This window comes from Bradyrhizobium sp. SZCCHNR1002, assembly GCF_032381435.1.
Classification (GTDB): Bacteria; Pseudomonadota; Alphaproteobacteria; order Rhizobiales; family Xanthobacteraceae; genus Bradyrhizobium; species Bradyrhizobium aeschynomenes.
Genome location: NZ_JAUHIS010000005.1, coordinates 345,866 through 367,284, shown reverse-complemented (window position 1 = coordinate 367,284; position 21,419 = coordinate 345,866). Strand labels below are relative to the sequence as shown.

The 21,419-nt window shown below is 67.8% G+C and carries 16 protein-coding genes and 1 pseudogene; 12 read left to right on the top strand and 5 right to left on the bottom strand.

The window, feature by feature from the left end; genetic code table 11:
• Positions 1 to 191: 191 nt before the first annotated feature.
• Positions 192 to 1,433 (bottom strand): NF038122 family metalloprotease, encoded by a 1,242-nt coding sequence (locus tag QX108_RS24245; protein WP_315783385.1) that lies wholly within the window; start codon positions 1,431 to 1,433, stop codon positions 192 to 194.
• A 261-nt stretch (positions 1,434 to 1,694) separates the two neighbouring features.
• Between QX108_RS24245 and QX108_RS24240 the strand changes: the two genes are divergently transcribed.
• Positions 1,695 to 2,645 carry an aldo/keto reductase gene (locus tag QX108_RS24240; RefSeq protein WP_315783383.1) on the top strand — a complete coding sequence of 317 codons (951 nt, stop codon included), beginning with the start codon at positions 1,695 to 1,697 and terminating at the stop codon, positions 2,643 to 2,645.
• A gap of 275 nt (positions 2,646 to 2,920) precedes the next feature.
• On the top strand, positions 2,921 to 4,051 hold the full coding sequence (locus QX108_RS24235) for a hypothetical protein (protein ID WP_409998554.1): 1,131 nt from the start codon (positions 2,921 to 2,923) through the stop codon (positions 4,049 to 4,051).
• Between the two features lie 18 nt (positions 4,052 to 4,069).
• Here QX108_RS24235 and QX108_RS24230 read toward each other — a convergent pair whose 3' ends face one another.
• Both QX108_RS24230 and QX108_RS24225 read right to left on the bottom strand, forming a co-directional pair.
• Positions 4,070 to 5,521, bottom strand: a complete 1,452-nt coding sequence (locus QX108_RS24230) for a HAMP domain-containing sensor histidine kinase (RefSeq protein ID WP_315724278.1) — start codon at positions 5,519 to 5,521, stop codon at positions 4,070 to 4,072.
• Between the two features lie 5 nt (positions 5,522 to 5,526).
• Entirely contained in the window at positions 5,527 to 6,198 is a 672-nt protein-coding gene (locus QX108_RS24225; RefSeq protein ID WP_315724277.1) for a response regulator transcription factor, read from the bottom strand.
• Positions 6,199 to 6,680: 482 nt separating this feature from the next.
• Here QX108_RS24225 and QX108_RS24220 point away from each other — a divergent pair, with 482 nt between their 5' ends.
• Entirely contained in the window at positions 6,681 to 8,240 is a 1,560-nt protein-coding gene (locus tag QX108_RS24220; RefSeq protein WP_315783380.1) for a glycosyltransferase family 39 protein, read from the top strand.
• Between the two features lie 86 nt (positions 8,241 to 8,326).
• On the opposite strand, the gene QX108_RS24215 is transcribed toward QX108_RS24220, so the two are convergent.
• Positions 8,327 to 8,650 carry a hypothetical protein gene (locus QX108_RS24215; RefSeq protein ID WP_315783378.1) on the bottom strand — a complete coding sequence of 108 codons (324 nt, stop codon included), beginning with the start codon at positions 8,648 to 8,650 and terminating at the stop codon, positions 8,327 to 8,329.
• A gap of 824 nt (positions 8,651 to 9,474) precedes the next feature.
• Here QX108_RS24215 and QX108_RS24210 point away from each other — a divergent pair.
• The 9 genes from QX108_RS24210 to QX108_RS24170 all read left to right on the top strand — a co-directional run bounded on the left by QX108_RS24210 (position 9,475) and on the right by QX108_RS24170 (position 20,913).
• Positions 9,475 to 10,902, top strand: coding sequence for an SWIM zinc finger family protein (locus tag QX108_RS24210; protein ID WP_315783376.1), 1,428 nt, complete (start codon positions 9,475 to 9,477; stop codon positions 10,900 to 10,902).
• 2 nt (positions 10,903 to 10,904) lie between these two features.
• Positions 10,905 to 12,332, top strand: a complete 1,428-nt coding sequence (locus tag QX108_RS24205) for a DUF5691 domain-containing protein (protein ID WP_315783374.1) — start codon at positions 10,905 to 10,907, stop codon at positions 12,330 to 12,332.
• Positions 12,329 to 13,432, top strand: a complete 1,104-nt coding sequence (locus QX108_RS24200; RefSeq protein WP_315783372.1) for an AAA family ATPase — start codon at positions 12,329 to 12,331, stop codon at positions 13,430 to 13,432. The genes QX108_RS24205 and QX108_RS24200 overlap by 4 nt, the downstream gene beginning before the upstream one ends.
• A 1-nt stretch (position 13,433) precedes the next feature.
• On the top strand, positions 13,434 to 15,806 hold the full coding sequence (locus QX108_RS24195; protein ID WP_315783370.1) for a DUF5682 family protein: 2,373 nt from the start codon (positions 13,434 to 13,436) through the stop codon (positions 15,804 to 15,806).
• Between the two features lie 5 nt (positions 15,807 to 15,811).
• Entirely contained in the window at positions 15,812 to 16,996 is a 1,185-nt protein-coding gene (locus QX108_RS24190) for a VWA domain-containing protein (protein WP_315783368.1), read from the top strand.
• 504 nt (positions 16,997 to 17,500) lie between these two features.
• Positions 17,501 to 18,553, top strand: a complete 1,053-nt coding sequence (locus QX108_RS24185) for a M48 family metallopeptidase (RefSeq protein WP_315783366.1) — start codon at positions 17,501 to 17,503, stop codon at positions 18,551 to 18,553.
• A gap of 30 nt (positions 18,554 to 18,583) precedes the next feature.
• Positions 18,584 to 19,198 carry a hypothetical protein gene (locus QX108_RS24180; RefSeq protein WP_315799609.1) on the top strand — a complete coding sequence of 205 codons (615 nt, stop codon included), beginning with the start codon at positions 18,584 to 18,586 and terminating at the stop codon, positions 19,196 to 19,198.
• Positions 19,199 to 19,244: 46 nt separating this feature from the next.
• Positions 19,245 to 20,027 carry a TIGR04222 domain-containing membrane protein gene (locus QX108_RS24175; protein WP_315783362.1) on the top strand — a complete coding sequence of 261 codons (783 nt, stop codon included), beginning with the start codon at positions 19,245 to 19,247 and terminating at the stop codon, positions 20,025 to 20,027.
• A gap of 64 nt (positions 20,028 to 20,091) precedes the next feature.
• A complete protein-coding gene (locus tag QX108_RS24170) occupies positions 20,092 to 20,913 on the top strand; it encodes an NAD(+)--dinitrogen-reductase ADP-D-ribosyltransferase (protein WP_409998551.1) in 822 nt (273 codons plus the stop codon).
• Positions 20,914 to 21,119: 206 nt separating this feature from the next.
• On the opposite strand, the pseudogene QX108_RS24165 reads toward QX108_RS24170, so the two are convergent.
• Positions 21,120 to 21,320, bottom strand: a pseudogene (locus QX108_RS24165) (histidinol-phosphate transaminase); the annotation flags it as partial.
• Positions 21,321 to 21,419 lie beyond the last annotated feature (99 nt).

Genomic DNA, 21,419 nt, shown 5'->3' with positions numbered 1-21,419 from the left:
ACTGAGATTGTTGCGCGGCCGTAACGTCTCGCGCACATCGCGCGGATGGCGCGGTCGGGCTGGCGGATGCGGGCGCGGCGTCGCGGGAAGCCCCGCGCGTCGGGCCGCATCGCGGCTCGACGATACGAACCGGCTTGGGGTTTCCGTCACGGCGCGCCTTGCCGGCAGGCGCCGTGCCGGTGACGTCGAGTTCAGTTCGCGGTGATGTTGTGCAGGTGCATGGCCATCATGGAATCGTAGTGGGCGTTGCCGGCATAGGGGTCGTGGAGGGCCGCCTCGTGCGTCATGCCGTTCGCGTTGGTCGCGGTCGTGCCATTGGCTGCGGCCGCATCGGCCTCGGCGTTGGCGAGCACCTGGGCGGCGCCGGCCGCGTCGCCGAGCTTGATCAGGCTGGCGGCGGTCTCGGCCGCGACGGCGGAGTTGATGGCCGCGGCCTGCTGCACGGTCTGCAGGGGAGCGGCGACGCCGCGCGCCCGCGGCAGCTCGGCGAGCAGCGCCGCGGTGTCCGGCGTCGTGATGTTGTAGCCGAGCGTCTCCAGCACCACGAGGTCGATCGGTGACAGCGTCTGCGACGTGGTCGGATTGTAGAACTCGTTCAAAGGATCGTTGGCGCCCTGGATGCCGGTGTTGAGGAAGTCGGCCGGATCGGAGTTCTGGCCGTAATCGGCAATCTTGGTGACGCCACCGTCGAGCGAGAAATAGGCCGGCGGTGCCGAGCTGATGCTATTGTTGATCAGGTTCTGGCCGGGCTTGGTGAAGTCGAACAGATCAAAGATGTCGAGATTGCCCGGCGAGGGCACCCGCCCGAGCGCATGCGACAGCTCGTGCAGCGCGACGCCGACCAGCGACTGCGTCGGGATGTCGGTGTTGAAGATGGCGAAGCCGTCCTCGGTCGTCGTATCGTTCGGATCGATCAGGCCGAGCACCTTGGCCTGCGCATTGGCGACGAACACCTGGGAATGGCCCTGCACCGCCCGCGTGTTCGGCAGATTGTCGAACACGGTGTCGCCTGCCGCCGCGTGGTCCTGCAGATCGGTCCGCAACGACGCGTAGTTGGCGAACACGCCGTCGCTGACATTGGCGCCGGCGCCGCCGCCGGTGCCGGCATATTCGATCGACAGGTTGATCGTGGCCTCGTCGGTGATCGCCGACGACAGGATCGCGGCGGCCTGCTCGACGCCGGCCCGGAAGCTTTCCGGAGCGGCAGCGCCCGCCGCGTCGAAGGTCAGGTTGAAGGTGAGGCCGCCGGTGTGAACCGACACGGTCTCCGAGCCGTCGGCATGGACGACCGGATCCGAGACCGCATCCGGCGGCAGCACGAAGGGCGTCGCGGCGGCAGCCGTCGTGGTCGTCGTGTTGTTCGCCGCGGCCGTGTCCTGCACCATCAGGGCGTCGGAGCTCAATCCGAGCTGGTCATAGGTCAGCGTGTTCATTGGACGGACTCCTCAACCAGCGCCTCGCATCCTCATCTGCAAGGCGGTCGCAATGGGCGGACCATCATCGGCAACTAAGTGGAAAGTCTGACGTCGTCGGAACCTCTTCGGGGCAGCGGCGCCATGGTTTGGATGCATCACGCGGGCCCGCCATGCTGCTGCCGCGCTGGTCATGCGCGACGAACGGAGGCAATCTGTCGCAGGCGCTCGCCACACATCCAGCCACACATTTTATAAGCCCCCTCGAATCGAGAGATCGTCATGAAACACCGTCCGCTCGGCCGTTCCGGCCTCAACGTTCCGCCCCTCTGCTTCGGCTGCAACGTGTTCGGCTGGACGGTCGACGAAGCCGCCTCGTTCCGCCTGCTCGACAAGGTGCTGGAGTCCGGCCTCAGCTTCCTCGACACCGCCGACGTCTATTCGCGCTGGGTGCCGGGCCACAGCGGCGGCGAGTCCGAGACCATCATCGGCAAATGGATGAAGCTGCGCGGCAACCGCGACAAGATCATCCTCGCCACCAAGGTCGGCATGGACATGGGCGACGGCAAGGTCGGGCTGAAGGCCGACTACATCGCCCGCGCCGTGGAGGACAGCTTGCGCCGGCTGCAGACCGACGTGATCGATCTGTACCAGTCGCACAAGGACGACGAGACCACGCCGCAGGAGGAGACGCTTGCGGCCTATGACAGGCTCATCAAGGCCGGCAAGGTGCGCGTCATCGGCGCCTCGAACTTCTCGGCGGAGCGGCTGCAGGCCGCGCTCGACATCTCCAAGGCGAACGGCCTGCCGCGCTATGAGAGCCTGCAGCCGGAATACAGCCTCGCGGAGCGCACCTCCTATGAGGGCGCGCTGCAGCGTGTCTGCGAGGACAACGGCGTCGGCGTCATCACCTTCTTCTCGCTCGCTGCCGGCTTCCTCACCGGCAAATACCGCTCGGAGGCCGATCTCGGCCAGAGCCCGCGCGGCACGCGCGCGATTCCCAAATACATGAACGAGCGCGGCATGCGCATTCTCGCCGGCCTCGACGCGGTCGCCCGCGAGACCGGCGCGCAGCCGGCCGCGATCGCGCTGGCCTGGCTGCTGGCCAAACCGTCCGTCACCGCGCCGATCGCCAGCGCCACGAAGCCGGAGCATGTCGACACGCTGGTGGCGGCGACGCAGCTCGCGCTGACTCCCGAACAGGTTGCGCGGCTCGATCAGGCCAGCGCTTGAGTTGTTAGTACGCATCCGGAGCACGGCGCGACCAGTTGACGCATCGCGCCGACGGCGCGCCGTGAGCCGGGCACGGAAGCGGCCGCCCCACTGCGATTCCAGCCGCAGCATGGAATTGATTGGGCTACTTTGCAGCTTCTTGCGCACCACCACGACGAGGACAAAATTCGGCCCGGATCGAATTGCTAAGTGCACTGCCAAATTAGAATGACTTCAAGGAAGCGTTGGGGGCAGGTGTGGCGCGTGTCGATGTTTGCGCAATCATTTCGGCGATCATCCTGGCAACGGCCTGCGGGCCCGGCGGCAGCGCGCGGGCGCAGCAGCAGCAGCGCGCCCCGGCCGGCGCGGCCCACGTCGGCGCGGCCCATGTCGGCACCCTGCCGGATCGTGAATCGCTGAACTCGGGCACGGTCACCGTCATCACCGCACCGATCGGCGGACCGATGTCGGTGATGGGCTCGGACATGGCCGCGGTGCTCGACGAAGGCGAGAGCCTGCGCGTGCTGCCGATCCTCGGCAAGGGCTCGGCGCAGAACCTCGTCGACATCATCATGCTGAAGAACATCGATATGGGCTTCGTCGCCACCGACGCGATGGAGTTCGTGAAGACGGAATACAACATCCCGGACATCGCCCAGCGCGTGCGCTACATCGCGCAGCTGTTTCACAACGACGTCCACATCGTCGCGCGGCGCGAGATCCGCTCGTTGCAGGATCTCAACGGCAAGCGCGTGTTTGCCGAACGCTCGATTGGCCTGCCTGCCGCGCGCACGATCTTCCGGCGGCTCGGCATCCAGGCCGACATCGACTCGCAGACCGATCCGACCGGCGGACTGCAGAAGCTGATCGACGGCCAGGGCGATGCCTGGATCGCGTCGGTATCGAAGGACGCGCCGATCATCAAGGGCATCAAGAACGAGGGCGGCCGGCTGCACCTGCTCGCCGTGCCCTACGACCGCGCGCTGCAGGACATCTATCTGCCGACCGCGTTCTCGTCGGAAGAATATCCGAACCTGGTGCCGCCGGGCGCCAGGATCGACGCGGTCGCGGCCTCCACCGTGCTGATGGTGTACAACTGGCCCGAGAACAGCGAGCGCTATCGCCGCACCGCGCGGTTCGTCGATGCGCTGTTCGGCAAGATCCAGGTGCTGCAGTCGCCGCCGCGGCATCCGAAATGGCGCGACACCGTGCTGTCGGCGCCGGTGCAGGGTCTGATCCGCTTCAAGGCGGCGCAGGAATGGCTCGAGGGCGCGCGGGCGATGCAGTCGCCAACGACGGACGGCAACCCCGCCGAATTCCGCAAATTCCTCGACGAGCGCAAGGCGCAGGCGCGGATGTCCTCGGACGAGGCGGCGCGGCTCTACAGCGATTTCCTGAAGTGGCAGCGGAGCAAGGAGACGCGCTGAGATTTCGAGAGGTGAAGCTCAGCCCGAGTGCGGCTGCAACCCGGCCTTCCCTGCGGCGCGCCGCCGGGGCGGCGAGGCCTCGTCGGCGGCGATCGATGCTCCGCCTCGCGGGGTCGAGGCGCGTGCGAAGCTCAGCTCCACCGTGGCGCCTCCACCGGGCGTCTCGTGCAGCGCGACGCGGCCATGGTGCGTCAGCATGACCTGCGACACGATGGAAAGCCCGAGTCCCATGCCTTCGCCGCGGGCGGATCCGCGCGCGAACGGCTGCAGCAGGCGTTCGGGCTGATCCGACGGCAATCCCGGCCCGGAATCGATCACGCTCAAGCGCGCCGTTGCGTCGACGTCGACGAGAATCGGTCCGCCCGCGGCGGCATGCGTGACGGCGTTTCTGATCAGGTTGGAGATTGCCGCGGCGACGGCCGGCTCCGAGCCCTGGATCCAGACCGGAGCGTCGGGCCCGGCGAAGCCGATCTCCAGGCCGGCCTTCAGCGCCATCGGCACGTGCTCCGCCGTGACGCGACGCGCCAGCGTGACCAGATCGATCTCGGTCAGCTCGGCCGGCTCCATCGAGATGCGCGCCAATTGCAGGAGCATGGTGACGATCGCGGACAGCTTCTGGTTTTCGGCAACGAGCCTGGCGCGCAGGCCGGCGTCCGGCACCGCCTCGAGCATCGTGCGTGCATTGGTCAGTGGTGTCCTCAGCTCATGCGCGGCGTTGGAGAGGAAGTTGCGCTGCGCCTCGGCGGCGTGGTCGATGCGGGACAGCGCTCGATTGAATGCGGTGACCAGCGGCAGCAACTCGGCCGGCGCGTCCCGCTCCGGCAGCCGGCGGCCGTCCGGAACGCCGTCGATCATCTCGGCCGCGCTCGCCACCGCGCGGACCGGGCGCGCGATCAGCGTCGGCACGAACACCAGGGCCGCAACCACCGTCGCCAGCAGCACGAGAATGATCGGGAGCGCCACGATCGTCGCGTCGGTCAACGTGCCCAGCATCAGCTGCGTCGAGGTGTAGGCCACGCCGCCGGTCTCGATCCAGACCTCGCCCACCGGCGTGTTCCGGACGGCCGTCATGCGCTTCAGGTTCCGGGTCTCGCCGTCGATGGCGTAGGCCAGAAAGCGCGTGCTGTCCTGCGACGACGGGTGCTTGTGCGGCCGCCATTTCGGAATCGGCCCGTAGCTGACCTCGCCGCTCTTGTCCGACACGACGTACCAGAAGGTCGGAAAATCCTGGATGATCTTGTCGAGACGCGCGGTCTGCTTGACGAGCAGCCGCCCGCCGGCGTCCCGCGCCACCGCCTCCTTCAGCGCATCGGCGACATCGGCCGCGCCCCACGTTCCGTCGTCGTCGCCGCCGAACCGGATCAGCAAGGCCGCGGCGCAGATCAGCATGATGGTGCTGACGACCCCGATCAGCGTCGCCGACAGCAGCGTGATGGAGCGACGGACGCGCGTGACCTTCTGCCACCTCATGCCCGTTACTCGCCGCTCAGGAGATAGCCGAGGCCGCGCACCGGCCTGATCGTGGCCTTGCAGCTTGCCTCCCGCAGCCGCCGGCGCAGCCGGGAGACGTGGGCCTCGATCGCATTCGACTGGATCTCGTCCTCGAAGCCGTAGGCCGCCGATTCGAGCGTCTCACGCAGGACCACGCGTCCGCTGCCGCGGACCAGCGCCTCGAGAATCGCCAGCTCGCGCCGCGGCACGACGATGGGCGTCTGATCGACGCAGACCGCGCGATTGACGATGTCGTAGCTCAGATTGGCGATCGTGACGATCGCGCCGCGATCGAGAAACAGGCGGCGCAGCACCGCTCGTGCGCGTGCGACCAGCTCGATCGGCTCGAACGGCTTGGCGACGTAGTCGTCCGCGCCTTCATCGAGCGCCCGCGCGATGTCGGCGGGGTCGTCGAGCGCCGTCAGCACTACGGTCGCCGGGCTCGGCTTCTGTTGCCGCAGGTGCGGCAGCAGCGCCAGCCCGTCGCCATCGGGCAGGCCGCGGTCGATCACCACGAGCTCGAAATTGCGCACGGCGATCGCCGCCCGCCCCTCGTCGAGCGTGGTGACGATATCCGACGAGCCGAACGCGGTCGCGAGTGCATCCCGCAGCCAGATTCCCAGCTGAGGGTCATCCTCAACGACCAGAACACGCACGTCACTCTCCCGCACCATCGATACGCCCGTGTTTCTATTCATTACTGGCGGATTACAATAGGATTACATCGACGGCGTCCCGGTACCTGTTCCGAGGTCTGCTCCGCGTTCATCCTGATGATCTCCGGTTGCAGACTGCACGACGTCTCAGCCGGCGCGATTGCCATCGTATGACGTCGCATGACAGCCGTGAGCCCACCTCTCATGGGTCGGCGCGCGTGGGCCGCGCATGTCAGGCTGCCGTAATCGTCCTGGCCGAAGCTGCGCGCCCAGCAATCGCCGAGGATATCTCCACGTGAAGACTGACGCATGATCGACCGGACAGGCCGGCCGGTCCCGATCCCATCACCGGCCGCGGCGCCATCTCCGCTGCCGCCCTCGTTCTTCGGCTGCGACGAAGCTCAGCCGCCCCTTCCCCGCCCGGACCTTGCCACCGCCGACCGAACGTCGCGCCGGGCGCTCGTTCCCTGATGCAGGCCGATATGTTTCCTGACCTTGCCTTCGCGGCGACCGCCGAACGGTCGGATCGCAATCCGGCGGCGTGGCGGCAGCCGTTGCTGCGCTGGCTCGACGGCATCGAGGCCGGCTGGGCCGTGCCGCTGCTGCTTCTGTGCTTCGTGGCCGTCTGGACCGGCTATCTCACCATCGCCTATTCCGGCGCCGGGCTGCACCCCGATGTCCTGGAAACGTGGACATTCGGACGACAGCTCGCCTGGGGCTACGCCAAGCATCCGCCCCTGATGGGCTGGGTCGCCCGCGCCTGGACCACCGTGTTCCCCTTGTCCGACTGGTCGTTTCACCTGATGGCGATGACCAACGCGGCGTTGGCGCTGTGGTTCGTCGACCTGGTGTCCCGCCGCTTCGTGACCGGCGACAAGCGCGTGATCGTGCTGCTGCTGCTGATGCTGACCCCCACCTATCAGTTTCACGCCCAGCGCTTCAACGCGAACTCGGTGCAGCTGGCAACCTGGCCGCTGGCGACCTATTGCTTCCTGCGGGCGTTCGAGACCCGAACGATGCCGTGGTCGGTCGCCGCCGGCACGACGGCTGCGCTCGCGGTGCTCGGCAAATATTATTCGATCTTTCTCGTGATGAGCTTCGCGCTGGCGGCGATCGCGCATCCGCAGCGGCGGGCCTACTTCACCTCGGCATCGCCATGGATCTCGGCGGCCGCCGGTCTCGGCGCCCTCTCCCTGCATCTGGACTGGCTGGTCGCGAGCGGCGGAGCACCGATCCAGCATGCGCTGGCGCACGCCGCGTCCGACCTCGCCACATCCGCACGGGATTCGCTGTTCTTCGTGCTTGGGCTGCTCGCCGCAATGGCACTTCCGGCCGTGACCTGGATCATGGTGGTCGGCGCACGGATCAGACGTCTCCCTGCTGAGATGGCCGCTCTGAACGGCGGCCTGCGGTTGCTGTCATCCATCGCCGTCGGCACCGTGAGCCTGCCCGTCGTCAACGCGCTGACCATGGGCACCGACCTGCCGTCGCTGTGGGCGCTGCAGGGACTTTTCCTGTTCGTGGTCATCATCGTGTGCGGCGCGAGCCATCGCATCGCGCGCTTCCACACCGTCAACGTCGCGGTGCTGACGGCCGGCATCGCCGTCGCAGCCGCCACCGTCGCGGCTCCGCTCCATGCACTCTATCGCAACAACCATGGCTATGAAGAAGGGCGTACCTATTATCGGCAGACCGCCGAGGAAGCGACGCGACAATGGCGCGAGTTGACGGGACGGCCGCTCGCGCATGTCGGCGGCACCGAAAGCCTCGCGCTTGCGACGGCCTTCTACAGCCCCGACCATCCGCACTACGGCCTGCCCGCTGCCGCGGATCAACCTGCTGCGGATCCCTCGCGCGAGACGACCGAGGAGCGCGGCTGGGTTTCGCTCTGCTTCCGCGACCAGCCGGATTGCATCGCGCGGGCGGAGCGAGCAGCCGCTGGCGCGGGACTCTACGTCAAGCGCGAATTTCTCGTGCAAGCACGCCTGCTGGGACGGGCAGGATGTCAGCGGACCGTCGTCGCGTATTTCGTGACACGATGAGGAGTCCTGCGTTGCATTCGAACGGCTAAACAGTCGAGCGCAAGGCCCCGTACCGGCAGGATCTTGCGCTCGGTCGTGCGTGAGCCTCAGTCGACGTCCCAGACGCCGTCCGAATAGCCATCGCGGTAGCCGGACTGGTAGCCATCACCGTAACCACCGCCATAGCCCGCGTCATACTCGTAGACCCGGTGACGGCGGTAGACGACGCGCGGCGGCGGAGCGTCGTAGCTGTACACATAAGTGGGAGCAGCATGGGCGGTTGCCGCAGACCCGATCAGGGCCCCGATCGCCAGGCCTCCCACGACGCCGGCAGCCACCGCCGCGCCACGGTTGCCGCCGGCATTCGCCGGTGTCGCGACCGTGCCGGCGATGGTCGATGCCGCGACGAGAAATGCAAAAGCTCGTTTCATTCTGTTCTCCTTGCAATCGGCCCAGCCGTTGCTGCAGGAGAATCGTGGCCGCGGCTTACGGGTTCATTACATGTCGGGACATCGTCGCTTCTCGATTGGAAGCCTTCTGATTGAAAAGCCTGCGCCCCATCCGGTCCCGCAGCCGATGCAGCGACGGAGCGAAGACCATCATTGCAGGCCGTTCGGGAGTGTGGGGCTGGGACACGGCCCGGACGGCCTGCTGGCTGGAGTCCGACGACGTTCGAAGCCATGCGGCACCAGCTCATGATGGAAGAATGCCGCAGGTCGGGCGACGCTGACCAGGTCGGTCGAGCGTCACCTGCGGCACCACTCCGATGTCTTTCGGGTCGAACGCCACATCGCGCGACGGCGAGCATGGGTGCCGGCGCACGCAGTCGGTGGCGCAACTGCCGTGACGACGACCGTAAGGACAGTGAGGACGTAGCGGCCCGGCCTTACCGCAGCATTACGCCGCGCGACGCATTGCCGTCGCGCATCCGCAGCCGCTCCTATGACATCAGCACGTTGCCATTCGGCCATGATCGTCAACGCCGCCGGACGGTGCGAAGCGGCGTGCCGACTCAATGATGATGATAGTCGGGCGGCCACAAGGCACGAGCACCGGCTTCGTCGGAGATTGCGGCTCGTCCGTATCGGCGACATGTTCCAATGGCAGCACGTCGCGACAGCACGCGCGACTACGCTGCGCCGTCGTCGCCGTGCGATGCCGAAAACGGCAAGGCTTCTCCTCTGAATTGTTGTGCGGCTCTCCGGCCATCTGCTAGGTAGTGCGCCATCGCACAATCGGCCGGTTGGGAGAGTGGGTGTCTCTGACACGCGAACGGATCGAAGGGCTGGCGCCCGACCAGGCTTCACTTGCCGCGGCGTTGAAGCTTGTGAAGCCTGCGAGCTGGCCGGTGCTGGCCGCAAGCACGGATGCCGAGGTGCTGTGGGGCGAGTGCCAGGGCTCCGGCGCGACGCCGTATCGCATCGTGACCGCGGCCGATGGCGGCGGCTACAAGTGCACCTGCCCGAGCCGCAAGTTTCCCTGCAAGCATGTGCTCGCCGTGCTGTGGCTGCGCGTCGACAAGCCGGAGCGGTTCGAGAGCCTGAGCCCACCGCAATGGGTCGAAGACTGGAGTGCGCGCCGCCGCGGCGGCGGACGCGCACCTGGCAAGCCGAAGCCTGACGGCGACGAAGCCGGCACGCCGCCTTCGCTGGACGCGGCGCTCGCCGAGGCTGCCACCACCACCCCCGCGGATCCCAAGGCCGCTGCGCGCGCCGAGGCGCAGCGCGAGCGCATCAAGGCCGAGCGCGAGGGGGCGATCCTCGCCGGCCTCGACGAGCTCGATCGCTGGATCGCCGATCAGCTCAATCAGGGCCTCGCCGATTTCGCCGCCCGCGTAGGCTCCGCCGCGCGCACGCTGTCGACGCGGCTGGTGGACGCCAAGGCCGGCGGCTTGGCCGCGCGGCTCGATCAGCTCGGCACCGAGCTGTTTCGCGTCGGTGAGGAGCGCCGCGCCGATCTCGCCATCGAGCGGCTGGGCGCGATGGCCCTGATCGCCTCGGCCTACCGGCATCAGGACCGGTTGCCGGCGCCGCTGCGCGACGATGTCCGCCGCGCGGTCGGCTGGTCGGTGCGGCGCGAGGAGCTGCTCGCCGATACGACGGCGCCTCGCGTGACGAGCGTGTGGATCGTCGCCGCCAATCTGTCCGAGGTGCAACCGGACAGGCTGCGCAGGCTCGAAACCTGGATGATCAATGCAAGCACCGACATCAGCCAGCCGCGCGCGGCGGTGCTGATCGATTTCGTGCCGGTGTCCGGCGGCGGTGCGGGTTTTCCGTTCTCGCCCGGCGAGCTCATCGAAGGCGAGGTCGTGTTCTATCCGTCGGCGGCGCCGCTCCGCGGGCTGCTGGCCAGCCGCAAGACGGCCGCCGCTGCGCGTTGGCCGCAATCGTTGCCGGGCCTCGCGCCAGCGCTGCAGGACTACGCGCGGCGATTGGCTACGCTGCCATGGCTCGATCGCTGGCCGTTGCTGCTGTCCAACGTCGCGCTGCGCACCGCCGGCAAGAATGCGCTGGGGATCGCAGACGTCAGCGGCGCGGCGATCGCGGTCGAGCGCAGCCAATTCGATCAGTTGCTGCCGCTGCTCGGCCTCGACGACGTGTCGCTGCTATGTCTGTGGGACGGCCGGACCGCCCAGGTGCTCGCCGCCGACACGCCGCTGGGCCGCTGGCATCACGAGGACTGACGATGGCCAGTGCGATCGATCCGCAAATCCATGCCCGGCTGCGCCAATCGTTCCTGCTCGGCCTCGTGCGGCAGCCGCTGACCGTGCCGTCGGAGCTCGCCGAATTGCTGCCGCAAGGACGCGAGCCGGCGCTGCCCCTGCTCGCGCTGATCGCGCAATGGCAGCGCTTTGCCGGCGCACCGTCTCCGGTCATCGATCCTGTCCCCGATGCCGCGCAGCGGCTGCACCAGGATGCGCGGCCGATCCTGCCGGAGCCGGCGCGGCGCGCCCTCAAGGGCTTGGCGCGCAGCGTCGAGAAGGCGATTGCCTCGACGGTCATGCCGCTTGCGTTGCGCCGGATCCACGGCGCCGGCTGGCGGCTGCATCCGTTCGATCTGCCGGATTTCGCCGCTCACATCAAGGCGGACGCCGAGGGACAAGGTCTCGCCGAACGTGCGTTTCTTGCCTTGATCGCCTCCGACTCCGATGAGGATGCGGCGAAGGGCCTGTTCTTCGAGCGCATCACCGCGGACAACTGGACCACCTTCCCGAAAGCGCAGCGCCGCGCCTTCGTTGCGGGGATACGCCGCGACGATGCCGCAGCCGGCCGCGCGCTGATCGAATCGGTGTGGAAGAGCGAGCCGGCGCCGGTCCGCGGCGCGCTGCTCGATGCGCTGGTGGTCGGCCTCGGCCCGGAGGACAAGCCATTCCTGGAGAGCCTCGCCAGCGATCGCGCCGACAGCGTCAAGCAGATCGCCGCGCAACTGCTGACACGCATTGCCGACCGCGATGAACGCGGCACCCGGCTCATCGAGGCCGCGCGATGCTTCAAGCGCGCAGGCTCGTTCCTGTCGAAAATCGGGCTCGGTTCGGGATCGACCCTGACATTCACCCTGCCGATCGACGGCCTGAAATGGCAGGAAGCCGAAGCGCTGCGCGAGCGGCTGTTCGGCGGATTGCAGCTCTCTGCGCTGGCTGCGGCCGTCGGTGTGCCACAGGAGGCGCTGATCGCCGCGTTGCCGCCGCGCGAGCACCGCGTGCTCATGCTGCTGATGGATGCCGCCGCGGCCGAAGGCGATGACGACGTGGTGATGCACATCATCGGCGCACACCTCGACGCCAGCGAGTCGTTGCACGGCTATGCGCTGATGTCGCTTGCCGCGAAAGCCCGTCGGCCGCTCGCGCCGGCGACAGCCGAGCGCCTGATCGCGTCGTCGACCTGGCAGAAGGCGGTGAAGGACATTGCCGACGCAACGACGCCTGCGGCGCAGAAGGATGACGGCCGTCTCGTGCTGATGGCCGCGCTGATGCCGCACGCGACGATGCCGGCCTTCGTCGGCTCGCTTGCGCCGCTGTCCCCCGCCTCCGCGCGGGCGGCGAGGGATTTCGCCGACCTCGTTCTCGCGCTGCCGACCGCAGCGCCACACATGATGCCTGGAGCACACCCATGACCACGCCCGCTGCGAGCCCCGCCGACACTCAGCTGCGCCGATCCGCCGAGGCACTCCATGCGCATGAGCTCGATGCGCTGGCGCAGGAGGACACGCGGGCACGGCCGGCGCAATGGCGGCTGTCGCCCCAGGCGGTCGTCACCTATCTGATGGGCGGCCGCACCAAATCCGGCGTCGAGATCTCGCCGAAATATATCGGCAACCGCCGGCTGATCGAGACCGCGGTGGCGACGCTCGCCACCGACCGCGCGCTTCTCATCCTCGGCGTGCCCGGCACCGCGAAATCCTGGGTGTCCGAGCATCTCGCCGCGGCGATCTCAGGGTCCTCCGAGATGATCGTGCAATGCACGGCCGGCACCGACGAGAACCAGATCCGCTATGGCTGGAACTACGCGCTGCTGCTGGCGAAAGGTCCGTCACGTGAGGCGATGGTGGCGACGCCGCTGATGCGCGCGATGGAGGCCGGGCGGATCGTCCGCTTCGAGGAGCTGACCCGCATGCCCTCGGACGTGCAGGACACCTTGATCACCGTGCTGTCGGAGAAGCTGATGCCGATCCCGGAGATCAACGATTCCATTCATGCCACGCGCGGCTTCAACATGATCGCGACGGCCAACGCGCGGGACAAGGGCGTCAACGAGCTGTCCTCGGCGTTGAAGCGGCGCTTCAATGTGGTGGTGCTGCCGCTGCCGGCCGACCTGGATGAGGAGGTCAAGATCGTCACCAAGCGCGTCGGCGAGATCGGCGGCGGGCTGGAGCTGCCGAAGATCGCGCCCGCCGACCAGGAGATCATGCGCATCGTCACCGTGTTCCGCGAACTGCGCGACGGCCAGACGCTGGATGGCCGTCTCAAGCTCAAATCACCGTCCGGCTCGCTGTCGACGGCGGAAGCGATCGCGGTGACGATCGGCGCATGGGCGGAGGCCGGGCATTTCGGCTCGGGTGTGATCGACGCGCAGAGCATGGCCGCCAATCTGGTCGGCGCAATCGTCAAGGACCCGGTGCAGGACAAGGTCGTGCTGCAGGAATACCTCGAAACCGTGGTGCGCGAACGCAAGCCGTGGGCCGATCTCTATGGCGCCATCCGCGAAGTGATGTGACGTGGCCGCAGCCTCGCCCGATCGTCTGCACCTCCTCGGCATCCGTCATCATGGACCGGGCTCGGCGCGCGCGGTGCTGGCGGCGCTCGACGCCGCAGATCCCGCGGTCGTGCTGATCGAGGGACCGCCGGACGCCGATGAGCTGATCTCCTTCGCCGCATCGCCGGCGATGGTGCCGCCCATCGCCTTGCTGGTCCATGCGCAGGACGATGCGAGCAATGCCAGCTTCTTCCCGTTCGCGGTGTTCTCGCCGGAATGGCAGGCGATCCGCTGGGCGCTGGCGAAGCAGCGACCGGTCCGCTTCATCGATCTGCCGGCGTCGCATCGGCTCGCCGAACGGGCTAAGGCGGCGAAGCAGGAGGATGATGAAGGCAAGGCCACGCCTGAGGACGCCGACGCGGCTGCGCAAGATCCGCCCGAGCCCACCGACCCGGAGCTGGCACAGATTCGGCGCGATCCGCTGGCCTATCTCGCCACGCTCGCCGGCTATGACGACAGCGAGTCCTGGTGGAACGCGATCGTTGAGCAGGGCACGCATGGACCGGAGATCTTTGCCGCGCTGGAAGCTGCGATCACGGCGTTGCGGGAGACGATCGATCCGCTGCCCTATCAGCCCGCCGACGAGGCCCAGCGCGAGCTGCGCCGCGAAGCGCACATGCGCCTGCAAATCGCCGCTGCGCTGAGCGAGCATGAAGGCCCAGTCGGCGTCGTGTGCGGCGCCTGGCACGTGCCGGCGCTGCGCAAGAAGGTCGCCCTGAAGGACGATCGCGCCCTGCTGAAGGGATTGCCGCAGATCAAGGTGACCGCGACATGGGTGCCCTGGACCGAGACGCGGCTTGCCGCCAGCTCCGGCTATGGGGCCGGCGTGATCTCTCCCGGCTGGTACGCGCATCTCTGGCAAGGATTACAGCATCGTCAGGTCGCCACACGCGACGCGACCGGCTTCACGACACGCTGGCAGGCACGCGTCGCCGAGCTGTTGCGCCGGAACGGCCGGCCGGCATCGACGGCCGCCGTGATCGAAGCGTCGCGGCTGGCGATCACGCTCGCCGCGCTGCGCGACGTCGCGCTGCCTGGCCTCGCAGAGATGCGCGAGGCGAGCCTCGCCACACTCTGCGAGGGCGAGACCGCACTGTTCCGCCTGATGGAGCAGCAGCTGATCATCGGCCAGCGTGTCGGCGAGATCGACGACAGCGTGCCGCAGATGCCGCTGGCCGCCGATCTCGCGCGCTGGCAACGCAAGCTGAAGCTCAAGCCCGAGGCGCTCGACAGCGACCTCGCGCTCGATCTGCGCAGCGAGGCGGGCCTTGCGAAATCGCAATTGCTGCATCGTCTCGCGCTGATCCAGGTGCCGTGGGGACGGCTGCAGGGCTCGGGGCAGAGTCGCGGCACCTTTCGCGAGAACTGGCGGCTGCGCTGGGAACCGGAATTCTCAGTGCGTCTGGTCGAGGCGCTGGTCCATGGCACGACGGTCGCGCAGGCCGCCGGCAACGCCGCGGTGAGCAACGCGCAAGCGGCGGCGTCGCTGAACACGGTCGCCGCCATCGTGAGCGGCTGTCTCGAGGCCGGTCTGAGCGAGGCCGCCGAGACCACGATCGCGCTGCTGCAACAGCGCTCGGCGGCGACCAGCGACGTCGCCGCTCTCACCGAAGCCGTGCCGCCGCTCGCCGAGATCCTGCGCTACGGCACCGCGCGGGCGCTGCCGACAGAGGCGCTGCGCCTCCTCGTGATCAGCCTGGTCGAGACGATCTGCGCCGGCCTCGTCTATGCCTGCCGCAGCCTGCAGGCGGACGTCGCGGCTGATCTGCGCGGCAAGCTGGCGCGGCTCGACGCCGCGATCGGCCTGATCGAGGACACCGGCCTGCGCGAGGGATGGCGGCGCGCGTTGACGCTCGTCGCCAACGACACTTCGGCACATCCCTTGTTGAAGGGACTGGCGAGCCGCGCGCTGTACGATCACGGCATCGTCCGGCCCGAGCAGACGGCGCTGGCACTCTCGCGCGCGCTGTCGCACAGCGTACCGACATTGGAGGCCGGCGACTGGCTCGACGGCTTCCTCGGTCAGAGCGGCCAGGTGTTGCTGCACGATCAGGCGCTGCGCCGGATCATCGACGCCTGGCTGGCGGCAATCGACGACGAGGCGTTCAACAATCTGCTGCCGGTGATGCGCCGCGCCTTTGCGGGCTTCGACCGCAGCGAGCGGCGGCGGCTGCTCGATGAGCTAGCGAGGCAGCGTCCGACCGCCATGTCGACGGCGACCGACGCCGCGCCGTTGCAGCCGCTGGCGCCGTTGCCGTCCAGCGCGGCCGGCTTCGACGCAGCGCTGCCCTTGCTGCTGACGATCCTTGGCGCGGACCGGCCTATGAAGGGATGACCGACATGAGCAGTGATGCGGAGGCCGAGCGCAATCGCCGCTGGCGCCTCGTTCTCGGTGGCGACGATCAAGCCGGCCTGTCCGATCGCGACCGCCGGCTCGATGCGGCGCTGGCCGGGCTATATGACGCCGGCGCCGGCGGCAAACGCAGCGGCGGCCGCCGCGGCGGGCTCGGCGGCTCGGCGCCGCGCGTGGCGAGCTGGCTCGGCGACATCAGGGAGTTCTTTCCCGCGCCCGTGGTGCAGGTGATCCAGAAGGACGCGTTCGAGCGGCTCGGCCTGAAGGAGATGCTGCTGCAGCCGGAGTTTCTCGCCGCTCTCGAAGCCGACGTGCATCTCGTCGCCGACCTGATGGCACTGCGCTCAGTCATGCCCGAGAAAACCAAGGCGACGGCGCGCGAGGTGGTGGCCAAGGTCGTGAAGGAGCTGATGGAGAAGCTCGACGCGCGCACCACCGAGGCCATCCGTGGCGCGGTCGACCGCCGCCGCCGCACCCGGCGTCCGCGTCCCGGCGACATCGACTGGCCGCGCACCATCGGGAAGAACCTGCGCCACTGGCAGGCCGAGCATCGCACCATCGTGCCGGAGACCCTGATCGGCCACGCCCGCGCGTCGCGGCGGACGAATCTGGAGGAGGTCATCCTCTGCGTGGATCAGTCGGGCTCGATGGGCACCTCCGTCGTCTACTCCTCGATCTTCGCCGCGGTGCTGGCCTCGATCCCGGCGATCGCGATGAAGCTCGTGGTGTTCGACACCAACATCATCGATCTCACCGAGGAACTGGCCGATCCGGTCGAGGTGCTGTTCTCGGTGCAGCTCGGCGGCGGCACCGACATCAACCAGGCGCTGGCCTATTGCGAGCGGCTGGTGCACGAGCCGACACGGACGCACATGGTGCTGATCAGCGACCTCATCGAGGGCGGCATCGCCGAGCAGATGCTGGCGCGCGCCAAGGCGCTGGTGTCGTCCGGCGTGAACCTGATCGTGCTGCTGGCGCTGAACGACGATGGCCGCCCGGCCTACGACGCCAAGCACGCCGCGATCCTGGCCTCGCTCGGCTGCCCGGTGTTCGCCTGCACGCCGCACCAGTTTCCCGAGCTGATGGCGACGGCGCTGAAGCGCCAGGACATCTGGTCGTGGGCCGCGGCGCAAGACATCAAGCTGGTACGCCCGGAGGACGGTGGCGTGTAGCTCGCAGCCCGAGGCAGCTGACAGGAAACAGGCAAGCGGGAGCGACATGGCGCATCATCTGATCTATGTCATCACTGACCGCTTCGATCCTGCCGCCGAGCCCCCCAATCCGATCAACCCGATTCCAGGACAGGCTGTCCTGGCGTGGCTGTGCTCCGAACTCCGGACGCTGGGCTACGATACGACGGACCCCGCGGCTGAAGATTGGGGCTGGTATGCCTACGCGGCGAGGGGGCCGATGTCCTACATGCTCGGCGCCGGAGTCGAATCAGGATTTTCACTGGATCATTGCGATCAACGAACGCCGGAGCCTGCGCGACCGTCTCTTCCGCCGCAACAAAGATGCTGGCCGAGGGCGAGCTGTCCGCCACCGTCGAGCGGCTGCTCCGCGCGCAGGGCGACTTTCGGATCACGGCCATCGAAAGAGACGGATGATGGGCGAGCCGTCGACGGCTCCGATCGCATGGGACATCGATGAAGCGCCTTGTTCTGACATCCATCCTGTTGCTCGGCCGCTATGCGGTTCTGCCCCTGGTCGGGCTGGCTGGCGGATTGCTCTTCATCTGGCTGCTCGCGCTGGACCACTCTACGCGGCTTGTGCTGGCCACCGCGCCCATCATGTTCTGCGTGATCGCGGCTGCCGTCGCGCTGGCGCTCGGAATCTTGTTCGTGCCAGCGCGGTGCGACCGGAGCAACGTCCTGGACGAAGCGACGGCGCCCGCGCTGTGGCGAATCTGGCGGGAGCTCGACCCGGCCTTCGCCAAGCCGAGACGCAGCCTGCGCTTCGACGCCGATTTCAACGCGTCGATTGGCGAAGCGCGCTCCTATGCCGGCATCTTCCGCCAGCATGTCACGATGACCGTCGGACTGCCGCTGTTGATGATCCTCGACGAGCGGGCCATCCGCGCCACTATCGCCCATGAGGTCGCCCATGCCGAGCTGCGTCACATCACCGGCTCTGGCAATCTGTTCGACTTTCTGCGCGCCTGCGAGAACGTTCTCCACTACGCGAACCCTGATCGCACCATCACCGGCCGGATCGCGGCATTTCTGCTGCGCGCGATGCTCGAATGGGTCAACAGGGAGTATCGCGCACTGTCACGCCAGAACGAGCTGGCCGCAGACCGGCGCGCGGCGGCGCTGATGGGACCCGCCGAGATGGCACGATCGCTCGTGCTGATCGCCGGCGGCGCGGCGAGGCTGCGCGAGCTGGTCTTTGCGCCCCTCGAGACCGACATGCTCGGCGCCATCAGCCTGCCGGCCACGCCGCTGCAGCGCATGTCCAGCCATCTCGCCGCCATCCGTGACCATGACGCGCTCGCCGCTGCCGCGGCCAAGACGATGGGCGAGGAGCCGATGGAGCACCCGGATTCGACCCACCCGCCGCTCCGCACGAGCCTAGCCAATCTCGGCTATGCCACGCTCCCCGCGGTCGACCCGATCGAGGCACCGGCCATCGCGCAGTTGCTGTCACCCGATGCCGCGCGCGACCTCGCCGCGCGGCTCGACGCCGAGTGGCGCAAATTGGCACAGACCAGGGTGCGCCTGGGCGGCTGACGCCCAATTGGACCAGCCTGCGGCCCCCCCATGGAACTCGGCGCGCTGCCATGCTATCGTCCAGCCGTGCACGATCTCCGAGACCCTTCGGTACAGCGCGCGCAGCTCAAGGTCGATGTCCGGGCCGGCGAGCCGGACTGGACGCCTGCGCGACAGGAGTTATGGCGGCGCATCGCCGCGCATGATTTCGAGCCGGACACGCCGTTCAACTTCACCCAGCGTCTGGCGCGCGATCATGGCTGGAGCCTCGACGAGGCCCGCGCCGCCATCGGCGCCTATCGGCGCTTCTGCTTTCTCGCGATGGTGTCACCGATGCCGGTGACGCCGAGCGAGGTGGTCGACGAGGTCTGGCATCAGCACCTGATCTATTCGCGCGACTATTGGACCATGTGGTGCGGTGAGCGGCTGCAGTCCCCGCTGCATCATGATCCGACCCCGGGCGGGCCGGACGCGCAGATGACCTACCGCCGCCAATATGCCGAGACCCTGGCGCTGCACGAACGCTTCTTCGGGCCGCCCAGCCCCGATCTGTGGCCTGCGACACATATCCGTTTCGCCGGCCCGCGCTATTTCGTCGCCGACCGTAGAGATTGGCTCACCCTGCCGCGGCCGCGCGCATGGCTGCGGCGACTGTTGAGGAGATGATTGCTTGCCGCTCAATCCGTTCGACTGGACTGCCGGCCCGTTCATCATGCTGTATGTCGGCAGCGCAGCCCTATTGTTCTGGATCGCGTATCGGTGGCGACGGACGATCGGTCCGGCAGCTTCGATGATCCAGCCCCTGAGCGAGCTGGAGCTGGCCTATCTGGCTGGCGGCGATCGCCGGCTCGGCGATGCCGTGCTGCTCGGGCTCGCCGTGCAGAACGCCGTCACTTTCACATCCGGCGACCACAAGATCACGGTCTCAGATCAGGCGCCGCTGGCGGCCCTGATCAAGCAGCCGCCACGCCTCGCGCTCCAGCCCGACATGACGCGGGAGCAATTCCAGACCGCACTGGAGCCGCTCGCCCGGCGCCTTCAGCAGCGTCTTCGGACCCTGGGTTACTGCCCAAGCAGCGCGCAGATGAGCGCCTTCCGCCGCTCGGTGCTGCAGTTCGTCGGCGCTCTCATGCTGTTTGGCATCGTCAAGGCGGTCGTGGGCCACGCGCGGCACCACGATGTCGAATTTCTGATGTTTCTCCTCGGTGGCACCGTGTTCGCGACGCTGCCGCTCGCATCCGCGCCGCTGCGAACCCGCGCCGGCGAAGACGCATTGAAGAGCTACGAGGCCTCCCACGCGCGTGCAGCACGTGCACCACGCGAGCATGAGCTGCTGCTCGCCGTGGCACTGACGGGCGCCATGGTGTTGTCCGGCACCGCCTATGCGTCGGTGCTCGCGACCTCGAAAGCCCTCGGCGGCAATGGGGGTGGCTGCGGCGGCGGAGGGTGCGGGGGCGGCGATGGTGGCGGCGGCGGTTGCGGCGGCTGCAGCTGACAATCAATCGCTCGGCGCCGCGGTTGATACCAAAGCCTTTCCTGTTCGCATGCGGCGCGGCATCATGCCGGCCATGAGCGACGCAGCACGGCCGACACGGCGCGGCATCGGCCATTCGACCAATCTCGTGGGGCGTCCCTCGGAATGGCTGGCGAGCTGCGCCTTCAACGACAGCGCGGTGCCGCTGCACATCTGGGGCGTCACCGAGATGAACCCCAGCCTGTTCACGATGCTCGATCAGGCCGAGCATCTCGCCGAGGCCGGCCAGGCCTTCTCCAGCTACATGATGGCGATGTTCGGCCTCGACCCGGAGCAGCGCACCGGTCAAAGGCGCTTCCGTTCCTCGTTCCTGCGGCTGATCCAGGGCTGGGGGTTCGACAGCAACGGCCCGGAAGGCGCCGTCCTGAAGGGCTGGGTCGAAAGCCGGTTCGGCCTCGGCCCGTCCTACCACAAAGAGATCATCGAGCGCGTGGCGAGCCGGGCCTGGACGAGCTATGTGGAAGAGAAGATGTCGAGCCGCTTCCACAACAACGCGATCTGGGTGCAGCTCGATCTGCTGTTCGAGTTCTGTCAGTGGGCGATCCGCCGCTTCGCCTTCCCTGACGAAACGCATCTCACGCTCTATCGCGGCGTCAATTCGTTCGACGAGCACTGGATCATCGAGCGGACGACGCGCCGCGAGGCGGTGATGCGGCTCAACAATCTCGTGTCGTTCTCCTCGGACCGCGACACCGCCAGCTGCTTCGGCGACATGATCCTGACCGCGCGGATTCCCGTCAGCAAGGTCGTGTTCTTCAACAGCCTGCTGACGTCGCACGCGCTGAAAGGCGAAGGCGAATATCTCGTCATCGGCGGCGACACCCGCGTCAGCGTGGACTATGTCTGAGCGCGCCCCACATGAGCGCGCCTGATGTCGGCGAGCGCGCGAGGAGGCAAGCTGTGACGATATCCCTAACGACGCGCGACGGGGACCGGCCCGGTGTGGCGTGACGTCTCCCTGACAATGTTCCTGAGCGCGCTGATGGCGCTGACGGTGTTGAGCTTCGTGCTCCCGTTTCGCAAGGCGAAGCAATAGTAGGTGCCGTTCGATCCCTCGCGCAGCCGTGTCGCCTGCGGATCGGGATAGAGCCGCAACGGATCGGCCGCAGCGGCTCGGATCGCCTCGCTCGCCTTCGGCGACGGCCCGAACGGGCCGTCATTGGTGTTGAGCTTGACGAGACCGGGGATCTGCGGCTGCTCGCCCGGCACATAGGGCGACAGCCCGTACGCGAGCTCTGACCAGAAACGGCTCAAGACGGACCTCCTGCGGCCCCGTCACATAACATGACCCGTTGGACATCGATCGGAGCGGATGGGATCGGCAATTCAATGGGTGGGATATCATCGGCGAAT